The organism is Alcanivorax sp. DG881 (genome assembly GCF_000155615.1).
Lineage (GTDB): Bacteria > Pseudomonadota > Gammaproteobacteria > Pseudomonadales > Alcanivoracaceae > Alcanivorax.
Map to the genome: position 1 here is coordinate 1,109,776 of NZ_DS989915.1, position 18,609 is coordinate 1,128,384.

Annotated in this window: 11 protein-coding genes and 1 tRNA gene; 9 read left to right on the plus strand and 3 right to left on the minus strand. The window is 60.6% G+C overall.

The features are described from left to right. Positions 1-480 precede the first annotated feature (480 nt). The 3 genes from ADG881_RS04955 to ADG881_RS17335 all read left to right on the plus strand — a co-directional run bounded on the left by ADG881_RS04955 (position 481) and on the right by ADG881_RS17335 (position 2,142). A tRNA-Arg gene (locus ADG881_RS04955) sits at positions 481-557 on the plus strand. A 114-nt stretch (positions 558-671) separates the two neighbouring features. Further along, positions 672-1,883 (plus strand): MFS transporter, encoded by a 1,212-nt coding sequence (locus tag ADG881_RS04960; RefSeq protein ID WP_039926238.1) that lies wholly within the window; start codon positions 672-674, stop codon positions 1,881-1,883. An 82-nt stretch (positions 1,884-1,965) separates the two neighbouring features. Further along, on the plus strand, positions 1,966-2,142 hold the full coding sequence (locus tag ADG881_RS17335) for a PLDc N-terminal domain-containing protein (RefSeq protein WP_007149801.1): 177 nt from the start codon (positions 1,966-1,968) through the stop codon (positions 2,140-2,142). On the opposite strand, the gene ADG881_RS04965 is transcribed toward ADG881_RS17335, so the two are convergent. Continuing rightward, on the minus strand, positions 2,099-2,854 hold the full coding sequence (locus ADG881_RS04965; RefSeq protein WP_198004996.1) for an START domain-containing protein: 756 nt from the start codon (positions 2,852-2,854) through the stop codon (positions 2,099-2,101). The two genes, ADG881_RS17335 and ADG881_RS04965, sit on opposite strands and share 44 nt — an antisense overlap. Positions 2,855-3,069: 215 nt before the next feature. Next, positions 3,070-4,521, minus strand: coding sequence for a phospholipase D-like domain-containing protein (locus tag ADG881_RS04970; RefSeq protein ID WP_007150256.1), 1,452 nt, complete (start codon positions 4,519-4,521; stop codon positions 3,070-3,072). Between the two features lie 368 nt (positions 4,522-4,889). Here ADG881_RS04970 and ADG881_RS04975 point away from each other — a divergent pair, with 368 nt between their 5' ends. Then, complete coding sequence (locus tag ADG881_RS04975) at positions 4,890-6,281, plus strand: KamA family radical SAM protein (protein WP_007148878.1); 1,392 nt, start codon at positions 4,890-4,892, stop codon at positions 6,279-6,281. A gap of 232 nt (positions 6,282-6,513) precedes the next feature. After that, complete coding sequence (locus ADG881_RS17220) at positions 6,514-6,945, plus strand: DUF3332 family protein (RefSeq protein ID WP_007148671.1); 432 nt, start codon at positions 6,514-6,516, stop codon at positions 6,943-6,945. A 123-nt stretch (positions 6,946-7,068) separates the two neighbouring features. Here ADG881_RS17220 and ADG881_RS04985 read toward each other — a convergent pair whose 3' ends face one another. After that, complete coding sequence (locus tag ADG881_RS04985; RefSeq protein ID WP_007149247.1) at positions 7,069-8,469, minus strand: PLP-dependent aminotransferase family protein; 1,401 nt, start codon at positions 8,467-8,469, stop codon at positions 7,069-7,071. Positions 8,470-8,624: 155 nt separating this feature from the next. Here ADG881_RS04985 and ADG881_RS04990 point away from each other — a divergent pair, with 155 nt between their 5' ends. The 4 genes from ADG881_RS04990 to recD form a co-directional block, all read left to right on the plus strand. Beyond that, positions 8,625-9,326, plus strand: a complete 702-nt coding sequence (locus ADG881_RS04990) for a LysE family translocator (RefSeq protein ID WP_007150010.1) — start codon at positions 8,625-8,627, stop codon at positions 9,324-9,326. Positions 9,327-9,583: 257 nt separating this feature from the next. Then, on the plus strand, positions 9,584-12,982 hold the full coding sequence (gene recC, locus ADG881_RS04995) for an exodeoxyribonuclease V subunit gamma (RefSeq protein WP_050760119.1): 3,399 nt from the start codon (positions 9,584-9,586) through the stop codon (positions 12,980-12,982). After that, the gene (gene recB / locus ADG881_RS05000) at positions 12,979-16,575 is read left to right on the plus strand and encodes an exodeoxyribonuclease V subunit beta (RefSeq protein ID WP_007148392.1); all 3,597 of its coding nucleotides are present in this window, start codon (positions 12,979-12,981) and stop codon (positions 16,573-16,575) included. Before recC ends, recB begins: the two co-directional genes overlap by 4 nt. A gap of 169 nt (positions 16,576-16,744) precedes the next feature. After that, positions 16,745-18,609: exodeoxyribonuclease V subunit alpha (gene recD, locus ADG881_RS05005; RefSeq protein ID WP_039926242.1), on the plus strand; the 1,865-nt coding region annotated here is incomplete at its 3' end.

Genomic DNA, 18,609 nt, shown 5'->3' on the forward strand with positions numbered 1-18,609 from the left:
AGCATGATCCAACGTATTCAATTGCCGGTTTAATAATAGCCACTTGCTATTCCAGGGCTGGCACCACAACCAAAAGTCCTTACAATTACCCCCCTTTAAAGCCCCGGTAGCTCAATTTCGTAGGTCGGAGGCGTAATCCGACACAGAGGCGACACCTTAGCGTGTCGGATTACGGCCTTCGGCCTAATTCGACCTACGGAAAACCTCCGGGCTCAAGATTGGACCCACAGGAGATACCCCTTGGCTGCCTAAAACTGGCACCAAGAACAAAACTCCGTACAATCTGCCCGCGTAATAATTCCCCGGTAGCTCAGTTGGGTGAGGTCAGGGCTTTCCAAAGCGTGCTTTGGCCGAACGAACGCGATGCGGATACCGCCGCTTCGCCGGCGCCCGCTGGGCGAGTAAGCGCCGACAAAATAGCCGCTTGCTCCCCGGAAACTGGCACCACGACTAAAAGTCCTTACAATCGTCACTGCTTCAGCCCCGGTAGCTCAGTTGGATAGAGCAAGCGCCTCCTAAGCGCTAGGTCGGACGTTCGAATCGTCTCCGGGGCACCATCTTTCCGTTTTTGTCTGCATCACCTTTTTCTATCAATCCGATCAGCTAACTACTCTGGCTCCCCCTTCCCCTTTGCCAGACACTGTCGCCGCGCACGGACACCAGGATTCCGCATGACCCACGACACGCCCGCCTCTTCGCCACTTAGCCCGCTTCTCGTGTTGCTAATGGCCACCACGACCGGTCTGGTAGTGGCCAGTAACTATTACGCCCAGCCGCTGCTGCACACCATCGCAGATCAACTCAGCCTGAGTTACGCCAAGGCCGGCATCATTGTCACGACCGCCCAGGCCAGCTACGCCGTGGGGCTGATTCTGCTGGTGCCACTCGGTGATCTGGTCGAGCGGCGCCGCTTGATTGTTATCATGATGCTGCTGGCCATGGTCGGGTTGCTGATCAGCGCCAGTGCCCGTTCGTTGCCGATGCTGTTGGCGGGCACCGCCATCACCGGGGCGTTTTCGGTGGTGGCACAGGTGCTGGTGCCGTTTGCCGCCACGCTGGCGCCACTGGAAACCCGCGGCAAGGTGGTGGGCACGGTGATGAGCGGGCTGTTGCTGGGCATTCTGCTGGCACGCACCGTGGCGGGAGCCCTGTCCTCCCTGGGCGACTGGCATACCGTCTACTGGGTGGCCGCTGCGTTGATGTTGCTCAATACGCTGGCCCTGTGGCGCTTGCTGCCCCGCTACCACCAGCCCGCCTCGCTGCACTATGGTCAGCTGATTACCTCCATCGCTGGATTGTTTCTGCGGTACAAGATGTATCGCCAGCGCTCCGTACTCGGCTTTCTGGGCTTTGCCATGTTCAGCGTGCTGTGGACATCCCTGGCCTTCCTCTTGTCCGCCGAACCCTGGGGCTTCAACGATGCCACCATTGGCCTGTTTGGCCTGGCCGGGGCAGCGGGCGCCCTGTCGGCCCGCCACGCCGGCGTGCTGGCCGACCGTGGCCACGGCCAGCGGCTGACGATCATTGGCATCGTGATCCTGCTGCTGTCCTGGGGGTTACTGGGGCTGGGCGGCACCTCGCTTATTGCACTGCTCGCCGGGATCGTGCTGCTGGATCTGGCGCTTCAGGCCGTGCACATCACCAATATGAACATGGTGTTTTCGCTGGATGAAAGCGCCCGCAACCGGCTCAACTCCGGCTACATGTTTGTGTATTTCCTGGGGGGCGCCTCCGGTTCACTGGCGTCTGCCGCTGCCTACGAGCACCAGGGCTGGTGGGGTGTTGTTCTGCTGGGGGCCGGCCTGGCAGTGGTGGCTCTGCTCTATAGCGGCTTGATGCTGGTCGGAACGCGCCGCCAGCAACCCCATCGTCAGGAAAGTTGACCGGGTTTTACACCCCGGTGATTTACCGCTTCGCCCAAGTCCTCTAGATTAAGGTTTCACGTCGGACAAAAAGGGAATGTCGATGAAATTACTGGGACTGTTACAACTGGCCGTGGCGATTTACGCCATCGTAATGATTATCCAATCGTCCGCAGAGACCGGTGCCAAGGTGCTGTGGGTGCTATTGGTGCTGATTGTGCCGCTGATCGGCCTGATTATCTGGGCTCTGATGGGGCCGGGCTCACCCCTGAAGCGCTAGCCTTGGCTTCACGGGTGGCATCGGCCACCTCACGAACCTCGCCGGCTTGCTGCCAGGCGCCCGGCGTCTGGTAGTACCCGTGGGCAATGCCCTGGAAACGGGGCTGATTGATCACGCGCTGCAAGCGGCGTAGCGAGAAATACGGAATATCCCGAAGAATGATGTTGGCCAACCAGGCCGGCAATGCGCCACCCGGATCCAGCACTACTTCGATGGTCACCTGCACCTTGCCCGCCTCGCCCGGGGAAAACCGGTAATACCCTTCCATTTGCGGCATGCGTACATAGTGCGCCTGCTCCGGATAAGCCGCTGCGTGCAACGCAAAGGGCATCACCAGATCCAGCGTGTCCGGCTCCTGATAAAAGGTCACCCGCAGGGGGGCATCACGGTCTTTCACCGGCCACGGCAGGCGTGTCGTCACGTAGACGTCCCGTTGATAGGGGGAGTTACGTTTCAGATCACGGATTTCCGACACCATGTGCATAAACGACGCCACCGCGTCGTAATCATCCAGCAAGGCGCCGATGGCGTTGAAGTCGTTCACCTGCAGATCGGCCACGCCCCGGAAGGTTTTCAGGCGTGAGTCCCCGTCATCCTGGCGGAATACCTGAATGCCGTCCCGGTCGGTCACCAGCACCCATTCCCCATCGCTGGCCAGGGCCGGCATGGCTACCAGCACCAGTAATAGCAGTGTTGTCAGTTTTTTTATCATCATCGTCCTGACAGTGTTGCGCGCAACGTCCGCGCTGTTACGCAATGATCCGTATTGGGTGGCGATTAAACACCCTGTTTAATCGGCTACTTTATAACCAAGAGTTCGGCCGATGTATCCCTTAAAACCGGGAGACCGTGATCAAGACCACACAAATAATGGCATTTTGCCATTGCGGCTCAACTCTACCCCGTCGCCACACCGTCCCTGCGTGCCTACAGATAAGGCTCCATCATGTGCGCCAGTGCATTGCGCACCCGCCGCCAGGGCGCCATTTGCCGGAAGCCGGCCTGATCCAGCCGTTGCGAAAGCGCAATCCGCTCATCCAGCGCTTCATCAATTTGCTCCGCCAGCGCCTCCCCGTAACACTCCAGGTCAAACTCGAAATTCAGCCGCAGGCTGCGCGCATCCCAGTTACCCGACCCCAACATGACCCAGTGCTGATCCACCGTCATCACCTTGCTGTGATCAAATGGCGGCGGCGACAGATAGAGCTCAGCCCCTTCGGCGACCAGCCAGCGCAGGGCATGCAGGCTGGCCCAGTGCACCAGGCGCAGGTTGTTCTTGCGGGGCACCACAATCTGTACCCGCACCCCTTTCAGCAGCGCCAGTTGCAGGGTGGCCAGCAAGGTCAGGTCGGGCACGAAATACGGGGTGACGATGCGAATACGGGATTCGGCGCTGCCAATGGCCGCCAGCAGCGTCATGCGACGCTTGTCGAAATCCGCATCCGGGCCGGCACTGATGCCCCGGGACTGCACACTGCCCAGCCAGGCCGGGCCGCGGTAACTGGTGTCCAGCAACTCACCGCTGGTGAAATACCAGTCTGCGGCAAAGCTGCGCAATAGCTGCCCCACCACTGGCCCTTCGATGCCAGCATGCAGGTCGGTAATCTTCGGCGGTTGTTGTATATAGCCGGCGCGGATGTTCATGCCACCGGTAAAACCATAACGGCGATCCACCACCATGAATTTACGATGATTGCGCAGATTCAGGTACGGCATACGCCAGGGGGCCAGGGAATACAGAAAACGCTCCACCGGCACCTTGCCACGGCGCAGGCGCCAGACCACCGACGGCAGGGAATAGAGAGCACCGACGCCGTCCACCAACACCCGCACCTTGACCCCACGGGCCACTGCCGAGGCGAGGGCATCGGCCAGCGGTTTACCGGCGGCATCGTTGCCGAAAATATAGGTGGCCAGATAAATGCTTTCATTGGCATTGTCGATGGCGTCTAACATGGCCTGGTAAGCACCGGGGGCATCCAGCAGGGTAATACGGTTACCGTCGGTGAGCGGCAAGTGGGTCAGCCGCCCCACCAGGCGACTGAGGATTTTCAAGTGTTTCAGGTCCGGTTCCGGCTCGGCTGCAACGCGCCAGCCATCATTGCTGTCAATCAGCCCACCGGTAAGCTGACGTGCCCGCCGGCGAATACGATTAACGCCCAGGATGTAATAGAGCAGCGCACCCAGCACCGGCACCAGCCAGACCAGCCCGGTCCAGGCCGCCGCCGCACGGGCATCCTGCTTATTCTGAGCGACATGCACCGTCACCGTCACCGCCAACCCGATACTAATGGCCGCCGCCATATAGGGCCAATAGGGGTCCAGCATCGTCAGTAAGGCGTCGATTTCAGCGGTCCAGTAAGTGACATCCAAAGGCATTCAGTTCCGTCTCTGAAGCGGGTATCCGTTCAACGATAGCATAACCGGCGAGAGCCACATCCGCCGGGCTTTGCGCTTTGCGCGCCGCTTCCCTAGAATACGCTCTCTTTTGGAACACTGGTCGGCTGGCGCCTATTAAACAGCGTGCAGCAAATGACCACTCTCCTCCCCGATCAGGCTGGGGGGCGATCCGTTCCAAGTCCTCTGCGTCGCCTTGCCGACGCACGTTAAACGGGCCAGACAAGCCCGACTCAGCGCCAGCCGCCGCTGGCCATCAGTAGTAACGACTAATTCCGCTGGTTTAGGCAACCAGTGTACCGGTGTTGACGGCGTTATCGTCATGCCGGCGCATGATGAGGAGCGATACCATGCCCGAAACCAATACGGTTATTCCGCTGCACCAGGACACCCGTGAGAGCACCGACAAGCTGGCTCAATCTGCCGAACATGCCTACGACGAACCCCGCCGGTTCAAGGTCTACACGGCCCGCCAGCTCGACAAGATCGAGCCGCTCAAACGCCTGGACGACGAGACCCGCTTTGCCATGGACGTGGTAGCCAATGTGCTGCCGTTTCGGGTCAATGAATACGTCATCAATGAGTTGATCAACTGGGACAATGTCCCCAATGACCCCATCTACCAGCTCACCTTCCCCCAGAAGGGCATGCTGGCCCCGGAACACTTCGACAAGGTCGCCGAGGCCATGCGCGGCGGCGACAAGGCCGAAATCAAGGCCACCATCGCCGAAGTACGTGAAGCGCTAAACCCGCACCCCGCCGGGCAGATGGAACACAACATGCCGGAAGTGGACGGCGAGAAGATCGATGGCGTGCAGCACAAGTACAACGAGACTGTGCTGTTTTTTCCCAGCCAGGGCCAGGTCTGTCACAGCTACTGCACCTTCTGCTTCCGCTGGGCCCAGTTCATCGGTGATAACGACCTGAAAATCGCCACCAAGGAAGCCGGCCAGCTGAAGAAATACATTCAGGCCCACCCGGAAATTTCCGATGTGCTGATCACCGGTGGCGACCCGCTGGTAATGAAAACCAAGAACCTGCGGGCTCATATCGAGCCGCTGCTGGAACTGGAACAGATTCGCACCATCCGCATCGGCTCCAAGGCACTCACCTTCTGGCCCCAACGCGTGGTATCCGATGCCGACGCCCAGGACCTGCTGGACCTGTTCGAGGAAGTGATCGCCAGCGGCAAACACCTGGCGCTGATGGCGCACTACAACCACTGGCAGGAACTGGAAACCGACATCGCCCGTGAAGCGGTGAAGCGGGTACGCGCCACCGGCGCGGTGATTCGCGCCCAGGGCCCGCTGCTGGCACACATCAACGACAACGCCGACGACTGGGCGCGCCTGTGGCAGACCCAGGTCGAGCTGGGCATCATCCCTTACTACATGTTTGTGGAACGCGACACCGGCGCCCGCCATTACTTTGAAGTGCCCCTGGCCAAGGCCTGGGAAATCTATCGCGACGCCATGAAACAGGTATCCGGCATCGCCCGCACCGCGCGAGGCCCGAGCATGTCCAGCCACCCGGGCAAGGTGGAAATCCAGGGCGTTACCGAAATCAACGGCGAGAAAGTGTTCGCCCTGCGTTTCATTCAGGGCCGCAACCACGACTGGGTGCAACGCCCCTTCTTCGCCAAGTACAACGAAGACGCCACCTGGCTGAACCACCTGGAACCCGCTTTCGGTGAAGAGAAATTCTTCTTCGAAGACGAGCTGGCGGAGATGGAAAGCGAGTAACGCCAATTAATAATTAATAGCGAATAGTTAACAACGGCGCGCGAGAGCGTAGTTAACTTTAAATGCAAGAGGCCGCGCCCGGAGTACGGGTGCGGCCTCTTGCGTTTACAACAACACGACACTTAAATCGCGTCGTTATTAACGATTAATTATTCACTGTCCCTGCTTCCCCTCTTTTCCTCGTGGCTGAATGACAGCAATAATGAACTCACCCAAACCCGAGGAGAGTCCGATGAAAAAGATCATCACCAGCGTATCTGTCGCCGCTCTGCTGACTGGCTGCCTTGGCCAGAATGCCCTGTTCGATACCGTGCAGGACTGGAACGCAGACGCCACCAACAACAAGTTCGTCAATCAGGGGATTTCCTTTGCCTTCTGGTGGATTCCCGTTTACGGCCTGTCGTTGCTGGGCGATATCATCATTTTTAACTCCATCGAGTTCTGGACTGGCACCAACCCGATCAGCAAGGAAGGCGCCAAGGTGGCTGGCACCACCGAGACCGTGACCGACGGGTTGGGCAATGAAGCTGAACTGACCTATAACGCCGATGGTTCCATCTCGGTCATCGCTACGCAGGAACGTTATACCCTGATCAAGGAAGGCGGGCAGGTCATCAAAGTGCAGGACGACAAGCGCGAAGTGCTTGGCTCGGTGATGATGTAAGCCAAACCCAGGCGACGTCGCCGAAGGCATAAGAATCCGAGTTGCGAGAAGCGAAATGCAAAACCGGTTTTATCTTCTCGCTTCTCGCTTCTCGTAACGACAAAGTAGCCTTCCACTCCGCCGTTACAACAACCGCGACAGCGTCACCAGTGCCTGTTCCACCCGGTTATCCCACTTCACGGCACAATTGAGCCGCAGGCAATTGCTGAATTTCCCGGACGCGGAAAACAAAATCCCCGGCGCAAAGCTGACGCCCTTTTCCAGCGCGGCCGCCATCAACTCTGTGGTGTCCACGTCGTCGGGCAATTCTACCCACAGAACGAACCCGCCGGCCGGACGGCTGACCCGGGTTTGCCGGGGAAAAAGCTGGGTGACCCGCTCCGTCATTCTTGCCACCCCCAATGCATGATCTCCGCACAACTGGCGAAGAAAACGGTCATAACGCCCGGTTTCCAGATACTTTGCCAGGGCCAGTTGCCCCGGCGTATTCACCGAAACGGTATTGATGAACTGCAGATATTCTGCGCGTTCCTGCTGCGCCGGTGGCGACACCAGCCAGCCCACCCGCAACCCGGCAGACAAGGTTTTTGAGGATGAAGCGCAGTAGTACACCAGGCCGTCATCATCCCAGCTTTTGATGGGCCGGGGACGCGGTCCGGAAAGCGGCAGATCCCCATAGATATCATCTTCAACCAAGGGCACCTGATAACGGCCCAGCAACGTCAGCAGGGCCCGCTTGCGGGCATCAGACAAACACACGCCCAACGGATTGGAAAAATTCGGCACCACCACACAGGCGGCCACCGGCCAGCGCTCCAGGGCCAGTGTTAACGCCTCCAGCGAGATCCCTTGCTCCGGGTCGGTGGGAATCTCCAGTGCCTTCAACCCCAAAGATTCGATCACCTGCAGCAGGCCGTAATACGTGGGCGACTCAATCGCCACGGTATCGCCGGGGCGCGTCGTGAGCTTGAGGGCAATCGCCACGGATTCCTGGCAGCTATTGGTAATCAGCACCTCTTCCGGTGCCACCGCGCATTGCATGCCCGCCAATCGACGGGCGATCTGGGTGCGCAACTCCGGTGCCCCGGGCGGGAATTCATACCCCACACAACGACGCCGTTGCTCACGCAACACACCATGAAAAACCCGCTCCATGGCCGCCACCGGCATAAATTCCGGCGCCGGCACCGCCGCGCCGAGATTGACCACCGCCGGGTTGTTCACGTTCTGCAGCATCTGCAGAACCTGTTCCTGCCCGGTGATCTTGCGAGGTTTCCGGCTGGCCGTCGCCACCCTGGGAGGCTCGCGCAGCACCGGCGGCTGCCGGACGTAATACCCCGAGCGGGGGCGCGCCTCCAGCACACCGCGCTGTTCCAGCTCCCGGCACGCATTCACCGCCGTGGACACGCTGACCTGTTGCTGTTCCGCCAGCACCCGCACGCCGGGCAGACGGCTACCCACCGGGTATACCTGATCACTGATCAGCCCCTGCAAACGATCAGCCAGACTTTGATAGAGGGTCATAAGGCCTGTTACCGGTACAGTTTTTTGCAAAAAAAGCGGTACAGATGGCTATTCACATAATCTGTACCGCTCCAATTTAATTTTTTTATATCTGTATTGACCTGCGCTGTCCACCTAGTCTGTTGAACCATCTTCAGAAAAGAAGGATCACTGCCATGTCGACGGAACAGTTTGTGGCACTTATCGGCTTTGTCGCCGTGATGACCGGCACCCCCGGCCCCAACAACCTGATGCTGATGGCATCCGGTGCCAACGCAGGTTTCCGCCGTTCCTTGCCGCACATTCTGGGCATCGCCATCGGCTGTCAGGTAATACTGCTGTGCGTAGCGCTGGGGCTCGGTCAGCTACTAACCCGCTTCCCACAAGCCGTTACCGCACTGCGTGTGGGCGGTGCCTTGTATCTGTTGTATCTGGCCTGGCAACTGGTGCGCACCCGCAACCTGAAAAGCAATCGCTACAACGCCAAACCGCTGACCTTCATGCAGGCGGCCCTGTTTCAGTGGGTAAACCCCAAGGCCTGGATGATGATTCTCACCGGTGTGGCCACCTTTACCCAGCCGCAGAACTTTACCCTTAGCGCAGCAATCATTGCTGGCACCTTCCTGATTGTCGGATTACCGCTGATCAGCAGCTGGAACCTGTTTGGCGCGGTGCTGAAGAACTGGCTGCATCAGGGGCAGCGTCTGCGCGCCTTTAACCGAGCCATGGCGATGCTGCTGGTGGCATCGCTGTATCCGACCTTCGGCATTCAGCCCAGCCAGGCCAGTGAAGCCGACACCCCGCCAGCGCAAGAGCAGCAGGAAAAACCACAGCCGCAAAAGCGCGAACGGCTTAACTGGTGGATGAGCGTGCTGTAGCGATTCAGTAGCGAGTGGCGAGGAGCGAGTTGCGAAAGTCAAAACCTTCAACCGAAGAATGGTTTTTGCTTTTCGAGACTCGCTTCTCGTCACTCGCCCCTGCCACCCAATTATTTCCCCACAACACAATCTGGCTACCTCCCTCCTTTAGCATCCCCTCCTTTGCACCAGATGTGGCTAGCTGTTGTAGCGCGGCAATCGCTTCTCCCTTAGGCTAGGCCCTTTCGCACAAACGCAATTTCGCGCAAGGAATGTCCATGCAAAACGGGCTGATGGTGCTGCACGGCAACCGTCTGGAAACCCTCACCGAGCTGGTGGCGGACTGGCTGCAGCGTGAGCCACTGCCACCACTGGAAACGGAAACCTTTCTGGTGCAGTCCAACGGCATGGCCCAATGGCTGAAACTGCAACTGGCGGATGCCCTGGGTATCAGTGCCGGTTTCCAGTTCCAGATGCCCGCCCGGTTCCTGTGGGGCGCCTACCGCACCGTGCTCGGTGAAGACCAGGTGCCGCGCACCTCACCCTTCGACAAGTCCCGCTTGCTATGGCGCCTGTACCGGCTGCTGCCTGCCTTGCTGAACAACGAGCACTTTGGCCCCCTGCGCCATTTTCTCGCCGACGACGTGGATGGCCGCAAACGCCATCAGCTGGCCGAACGGCTGGCGGATCTGTTCGATGCCTATCAGATGTATCGGGCGGACTGGCTGGCAGATTGGGAAAGCAGCAACGACCGCCTGCGCAAGGCCCAGGATCGCGACACCTTCGATGACTTTCCCGCCAGCCAGTTATGGCAAGCGCACTTGTGGCGTGCCCTGCTGACGGACATGGATGACAGCAAACAAGGCCTCAGCCGCAGCGCCATCCACCGGGATTTCATGGCTGCACTCACTCAACAACAGGACACGCCACCGCCGGGCCTGCCACGCCGGCTGATCATCTTCGGTATCAGCGCCCTGCCCCAGCAGGCCCTGGAAGCCTTGGCCGCGCTCAGCCAGCATTGCCAGATCCTGATGCTGGTACAAAACCCCTGCCAACATTACTGGGCGGATATCGTCGAAGACAAACAACTGCTGCGCCGCCAGTTGGACAACCGCAAACGCCACCTGACCGCCCTGCCGGAAAACCGGGTCAATCCACTGCTGGCCGCCTGGGGCAAACAGGGCCGGGACTTTATTGGTCTGCTCTACGACCACGACGACCCGGACAGTTATCGCAGCGCCTTCCAGAACCAAATCGATCTGTTTGAAAGCCGCGAGCCGCATACCCTGTTGCAACAGTTGCAGCAGGACATTCTCGATCTGGAGCCGCTGCCCGCGCCGGACCGACGTCCGCCCCTGGAAATGGACAGCTCTCTTCAGTTCCGTATCGGCCACAGCGCTCAGCGAGAAGTGGAAATCCTTCAGGATGAACTGCTGGATCGTTTCAGCAACGATCCTACCCTGCAGCCCCGCGATGTGATCGTGATGGTGCCGGACATCGAAGCCTACGCGCCGCACATTGATGCGGTATTCGGGCGACTGGAACGGGACGATCCACGCTACCTGCCCTACACCCTCAGCGACCGCAGTGCCGGCGCCGCCTCGCCGCTGGCCCAGGCAGTAGAATCCTTGCTGCACCTGCCGCAATGGCGCTTCACCGCCACCGATATTCTCGACCTGCTGGATGTGCCCGCGGTGCGCGAGCGCTTCGGCATCGACGAAGGCGACCTGCCGCAACTGGCCCGCTGGATCGACCAGGCGCGCATTCGCTGGGGCCTGAACAGCCCGCAACGCAAGACCCTGGACGTGCCCGACTTCGAGCAGAACAGCTGGGCCTTCGGCCTGAAACGGATGCTGGCTGGCTACCTGCTCGGCGACGGCCCGGCCTGGATGGGCATCGAGCCGCTGGACGAAGTGGCTGGCCTGGGCGCGGAGCTGGCCGGGCGCCTGTCCCGCCTGCTCGACACCCTGGAACAGCACTGGCAGCAAAGCCGTACAGACGCCAGCGCCCGACAGTGGCAACAACGCTTTACCCAATTGCTGGATGACCTGTTCGCCCCCGGGGACGAAGCAGACCAGACCCTGGATGCGGGCCTGCGCGATGCCCTCAACGACTGGCTGGCCGCCTGTGCCGAGGCCGACTTCGACAGCCCCCTGCCACTCACTGTGGCCCGCCGCCCGTTACTCGATGCCCTGAATGCAGAAAGCCTGTCGCAACGATTCATGGCCGGGCGCATCAACGTCTGCACCCTGATGCCCATGCGCGCCATTCCCTTCCGCCATGTCTGCCTGCTGGGCATGAAGGACGGCGACTACCCCCGTCAGCAACAGCCCATGGATTTCGACCTGATGCGCCAGTGGGGCAACTATCGCCCCGGCGACCGATCCCGCCGGGACGACGATCGCTACCTGTTTCTGGAAGCCCTGCTCAGCGCCCGCGACAGCCTCTATATCAGCTGGACCGGTCGCAACGTGCGCGACAACAGCGAACGTCCGCCCTCGGTGCTGGTGGCGCAACTGCGCGACCATATCAACCAACGCTGGCGCACCGACCTGGGCGAACCGGTGGACGCCCTCACCGTATCCCATCCACTGCAACCGTTCAGCGCCCGCTATTTTTTCCACAGCGACCAGGATGCGGTCCCCGATACGTCACTACACACCTACGCCAACGAATGGCGCGCCCTCCACGATGGTCAGGCGCACAAGGTCCGCAATGACCAACCCCTGCCGCCACTGGAAAACGACGAGCCGATTACCTGCGCTGCTTTGGGCCGCTTTCTCAAACAACCCGTGGCGCATTTTTTCGAGCAACGGCTGAAAGCTCGCCTGAAACAGCAACGCCAGGTCCTGGACGACAGCGAACCCTTTTCCTTCGACGGCCTGCAACGTTTCCAGTTACAGGACCAGTTGCTCAGTGAAGCCCTGCGCGTCGGCCCCGAGCATGCCGGCGACGCCATGACCCACACTCTGGATCGCCTGGCCGGCAGCGGCGACCTGCCCCTGGCGCCCTTTGACGAGGGCAGCCGTGACAGCCTGCTGATGCCCCTGTCGCAGCCACTGGAACACTACTTTGCCCTGCTGGCCGAGTGCGGCACACCACAGCCGCAACAGGAAATCCGCCTCAACGCCGGCCCGCTGCAGATAGAAGACTGGCTCACGGATTTGCGCGGCTCCGCTGCGAATGCCCAACGGCTGGTACTGCACACCGGCAAGCTGAAAGAACGCTTCGACAAACTCACCCGGGACTGGACCCTGCACCTGGCCGCCTGCGCCGCCGGGCATCCGCTGACCACCCACATCCAGGGACAGGATGGCCGCATCACCCTTCCCCACCTGAACCGCAGCGACGCCCAGCACTGCCTGGATCAACTGGGCCACGCCTGGCAACAAGCCCTGTGCGAACCGCTGCCCGTGGCCTGCGCCACCGCCTTCGCCTGGCTGAAAGGGGAAGAAAAAGAGCGGGGGGAAAGCGAAGCCCGCAAGGTGTTCGAATCCGGTTTCATGCACACCGGCGAACAGGAAAAGGAACCGGCCATTGCCCGCGCCTGGGCCGACTTCGACACCCTGCTCGCGGTTCGCCACGGCGACCAAAGCGCCTTCGCCTACTGGACCGAACAACTCTATGCCCCGCTCTACCAGCATGCTCAATGGCGTGAACCGGGAGATGACGCATGAACATTGAACGTCCGCTTCCGATCACTTTCCCGCTGCACGGCACCCGGCTGATCGAAGCCAGTGCCGGCACCGGCAAGACCTTTACTCTGGCCGCCCTCTATCTGCGTCTGGTGCTGGGTCATGGAGACGAAAACGGGTTTTCACGTCCGCTGCTACCACCAGAAATTCTGGTGGTGACTTTTACCGAAGCGGCCACCGAAGAACTGCGTGAACGTATCCGCGATCGGCTCGCTGATGCTGCCCGCATTTTTGCCGATAGCAACGCCGAAGCCGACGACCCGGTACTGGCAGAACTGCTTAACGACTATAGTGCCCCGGACGACCGCGCCCGCTGCGCCCAGCGCCTGGAGGCCGCCGCCCAGTGGATGGACGAAGCCGCCATCTACACCATTCACGGTTTCTGCAACCGCATGCTCAAACAGCACGCCTTCGATTCCGGCAGCCTGTTCAGCCTGGAATTGCAGGAAGACGCCAGCGACGAACAACAAATGGCAGCGCGAGATTACTGGCGCACCATCATTAGTAAATTCCCGGTCAGCGCCGCCAATGCCCTGCAAAGCGACAACCTGGGCAACCCGGATGCGCTGCTGGAGGCCTGCCGCCCCCTGCTCGGTTTGAAAGAAGCCGACCCGGAAGAACTACCGCAAAGCGTCACACACTGGCTCACCCAAACCGGCCCGCAAGCAGACAAGGATCAACAAGCCCGCCAGCAACTGGCGGACGAACTGCCGGAGTTTCTCGAATGGGTGCGCGCTGCCCGCGATAACAAATGGCTCAACGGCAACAGCTACCGCACCACCAGCCTGCCCGGCATGCTGCAGACCCTGCAGCGCTATGCCAACGGCGAACGATTGAACGGCAAGGCCTACGACACCCTGGCGAAGTTTTCCAATGAAGGCATGAGGCTCACCAAGGCCGGGCAGGAACAGCGCCCGGACTTTGCCTTCTGCCAGCAGCTGGATGCGGTGATGGATGGCCGGGCGAACACGCAACTGCCCCGCACCGACCTGCTTGCCCATGCCGCCGCCTGGATCGACCGGCGGGTGGATCAGGTTCGTCGCCAGACCGCCACCATGGGCTTCGACGATATGCTCAGCCGCCTGCACGATGCCTTGAAAGGCGGCAACGGTGAGCGTCTGGCACAAGTCATCCGCGACCAGTTCCCGGTGGCATTGATCGACGAATTCCAGGATACCGACCCGACTCAGTACGGGATCTTTTGCGCACTCTATGAAGGGCAAGAAGGCACCGGCTGGTTCATGATCGGTGACCCCAAGCAGGCCATCTATGCGTTCCGTGGCGCCGATGTCTTTACCTACCTGAAAGCCCGCCGGGCCACCGAAGGCAACCACTACACCCTGGACAAAAACTTCCGCAGCGCCGACGCCATGGTCCACGCCGTGAACCATCTGTTCAGCTACAGCCAGAATACCTTTGGCGATGTGTTCATGATGGATAACGCCATTCCCTTTGAAGCGGTACAGGCCAACGGTCGCAAGGACGTTCTGTTAGTCGACAACAACGAAAAATCCGGCATTACCCTGTGGGTGGACGAGCAGGAAAAACCGGTCAGCGCCGGCCAGTACCGCGATGAGCAGGCGGCACGCTGCGCCAGTGAAATTGCCCATCTTCTTAACGGTGCCGTAAAAGGCGTCACCGGCTTTCAGAAAACCGACAGCTTCCGGCCTCTGCACCCCAACGATATTGCCATCCTGGTACGCGATCGCACCGAAGCCAAAGCCATCCGCGATGCACTGATGGAACGCCAGGTACGCAGCGTCTATCTGTCCGATCAGGATTCCGTGTTTGCCCAGCCCGAAGCCCACGACTTGCTGCTGATCCTGCACGCCTGCGCCACCCCGGAATCCGATACCCGGGTACGCAGCGCCCTGGCCTGCGCTGTGCTGGACCTGGCCTACGCGGAACTGGATGCCCTCAATCAGGATGAAGTGCGCTGGGAAGAAACCGTGGAGCAGTTTCACGGCTATCGCCAGCAATGGCAGACCCAGGGCGTGCTACCCATGCTGCGCAGCCTGCTGATGGATTTTCATGTACCCGCCCGGCTCAGCCAGAGCCTGGACGGCGAACGCGCCCTGACCAACCTGCTGCACCTGGCCGAACTGCTGCAGCAGGCCGCCACCCAGCTGGATGGCGAACAGTCATTGATCCGCTATCTGGAAGATACGGTTGAGGAAGGCCGCGGCAGCAGCAAGGAAAGTATCCTGCGCCTGGAAAGTGACGACGACCGGGTCAAAGTGATCACCATTCACAAATCCAAGGGCCTGGAATACCCACTGGTGTACCTGCCCTTTATCTGCAGCTTCCGCCCGGCGGACAAGAACAAGCCGCCGCTACGCTACCACGAAAACGATCATCTCAATGTCTCACTGGAACCGGACGAGACGGTGGAAAACAAGGCGGACCACGAACGGCTCGCCGAAGACATGCGTCTGCTCTACGTGGCCCTGACTCGCGCTTGCCACACCTGCACCCTGGGAATCGCGCCCTACATCAAGGGCCGCGGCAAACAGAACCAGCTGGAGAAAAGCGCTATCGGCCGTTTGCTGTTCGGCAATGGGGTGGCCAACGACGGCCTGCGTGCCGCGCTGACACCGGTGGCCCATGATGCGGTCGCCATCATCAACGCGCCAGACAGCAACCCGGAATGCTATCAACCGAAAGCGCAAGCACGGCCCCTGCGCACGCCGCTAATTCCTGTGGCGCGACAACGGCAACCCTGGTGGATTGCCAGCTACAGTGCCCTCAAACAGGTACAGGAAACCCTGGCCCCGGCGGACCCGCGCGGCGATCAACTGGCCGAGCAACAGGACGACACCGTTATCGATGACGCCGAGCCGTTACCAGATACCATCCACGCTTTCCCCCGTGGCGCGGCACCCGGCACCCTGCTCCACGATGTGCTGGAGCAGGCCGCCAACCAAAGCTTCACGCAAACCCTGGCCGACCCCGCCGAGTTTGAAACCAGCGTGGAAGAAAAACTGCAGGCCCGGGGCTGGCAAGATTTTATGGAAGTGATCCGCCACTGGTGGAAGCAGGCAGTCACCACTAGCCTGCCGCTGGAAAACGACCGGATCGCCCTCAATACCCTGCACACCTATGTGCCGGAACTGGAATTCCTGTTCCCTGCCCACCAGGTGAAAGTGGCTGAGATGGACACCCTGATCCGCCAGCATATCCATCCACAGCATCCGCGCCCGCGACTGGAAGCCGATACCCTCAACGGCATGCTCAAGGGCTTTATCGATCTGGTGTTCGAACACGATGGCAAATACTACGTGCTCGACTACAAGTCCAACTGGCTGGGCGTGGATGACAGCGCCTACACCCTGGATGCCATGACCGACGCGGTGCTGGAAAAACGCTACGAAGTGCAATACGTACTCTACCTGCTGGCCCTGCACCGCCTGCTGAAAAGCCGCCTGCCGGATTATGATCCCGACCAGCACCTGGGCGGCGCCGTCTATGTCTTCCTGCGCGGCCTGCAAGGCCCGGCGGCGGGGACGGTGTTCGATCGACCGGCGACAGGATTGATTGAAGCGCTTGATGTGATGTTTGAAGCAAGGGAGAGTTAAAAGTTGAAAGTTCAAAGTTTAAAAGCGCGAACACGCCCTTCTGCCACTGCAATGCCGTGCCCGCGCCCCACAGCACATCAATCGCGGCGTAGACCCTGCTCGGCCGGCTCAGGGCTTTCCCGCGTTTCAACTTTCAACTTTCAACTTTCAACTGGGTCGGAGGCTTTCCATGCAATCTGACCTGTTCTCCGCCCTCACCTGGGAAGATGCCCTGCTTCTGCTGCGTGACAACAGTTTGCTGCGCGATCTGGACGTGGCCATTGCCCGCTTTCTTAACCAGCAATGTCCGCAGGCAAGTTACCCCGTCCTGCTACTTGCCGCTTTCACCAGCAACCAACAAGCCAGCGGCCACCTGTGTCTGGACCTGAAAAACCGGGAACTGGCCACCCAGCTGTGGGGCACCAGCCCACCGCCGGAGCTGGTCTCCCTGCTGCCCGGCAAACCGGATGACTGGCTACATGATCTGCAACATAGCCCCCTGGTCAGTCAGGACGGCAGCACACCCCTGGTACTGGACGGCAGCCGCCTTTATCTGCGCCGTAACTGGGCCAGGGAAGTGTCCGTCGCCGAGGCCATCAGCCAGCGACTGGCCACGGTCAGCCCGTTGCCTGCCGAGCGTCTGCGCGACGCCCTGGCCCGATTATTCCCGAACGCCGGCGACCAGACCGACTGGCAACAGGTGGCTTGCGCCCTGGCCAGCCGCAGCGGTATCGGCATCATCACCGGCGGCCCCGGCACCGGCAAAACCACCACCGTGGTTCGCCTGCTGGGGCTGCTGCAAAGCCTGGCCATGACGGAGAACCAGCGCCTGCGTATTCGCCTCGCCGCCCCCACCGGCAAGGCAGCCGCGCGGCTCACCGAATCCATCGGCGAACAGGTAGAAAAACTCGAGGTGGAAACCGCAGTACGTGACGCCATCCCCACGGAAGTCACCACCCTGCACCGCCTGCTCGGCACCCGCCCGGACAGCCGTCACTTCCGTCACCATGCCGACAATCCGCTGCACGCGGATCTGGTGGTGGTGGACGAAGCCAGCATGATCGACATGGACATGATGGCCAGCTTGCTGGAAGCCCTGAGTCCCCACACCCGGCTGATCCTGCTGGGCGACAAGGACCAGCTGGCCAGCGTGGAAGCCGGCGCTGTGATGGGTGATTTGTGCCGCCATGCCCACCAGGGGCGTTATCAACAAGGCACCATCGAATTTGTCAGAGACACCTGCGGCGCCGACATCAGCGGCTATCAGGAAACCGAACAGGCCCCGGGCAACGCACTCGCCCAGCAGACCGCCATGCTGCGCACCAACTGGCGCTCCAAGGACAGCCCCGGCATCGGCGAACTGGCGCGTGCGGTGAACGAAGAAAACCTGCCGCAGGTGCGCAAAGCTTTTCAACAGTACGATGACAGCCTGCATCGCCACCCCTTGCGCAGCGACGGCCAGCAACTGGAAACCCTGCTGCTCAACGGCAGTGGCGATCACTCGGGTTTACGTGCCCTGTTTCAGGCGGTGGCGACACCACCGGCACAACGGGAAGAGTTCGATGGTTGGGCGGCCGCATTGCTCAAGCAACTCACCCACCAGCAACTGCTCAGCGGTTTACGCAGCGGGCCGTTTGGGGTGGAGCAACTGAATCAGCGTATCACCCGCCACCTGCAACAGCAGGACCTGGCCCCGGAACGGGAATGGTATCCGGGCCGCCCGGTGATGATGACGCGCAACGATTATCAGCTGGGCTTGATGAACGGCGATGTGGGGCTGACCCTGCCATTACTTGAGGAAAAAAAGCGGGAAGAGAGAAATGGCAAACCGGCGTTACTGCTGCGCGTCGCGTTCCAGTTACCCGACGGCCGCATCAAATGGGTGCTGCCCAGCCGCCTGGACGGCGTGGAAACCGTCTATGCCATGACCGTGCATAAATCCCAGGGCTCGGAATTCAGACACACCCTGCTGGTGCTACCGGACGCCCCCCACCCGCTCCTCACCCGGGAACTCATCTACACCGCCGTCACCCGTGCACGGGATCGCTTCACCTT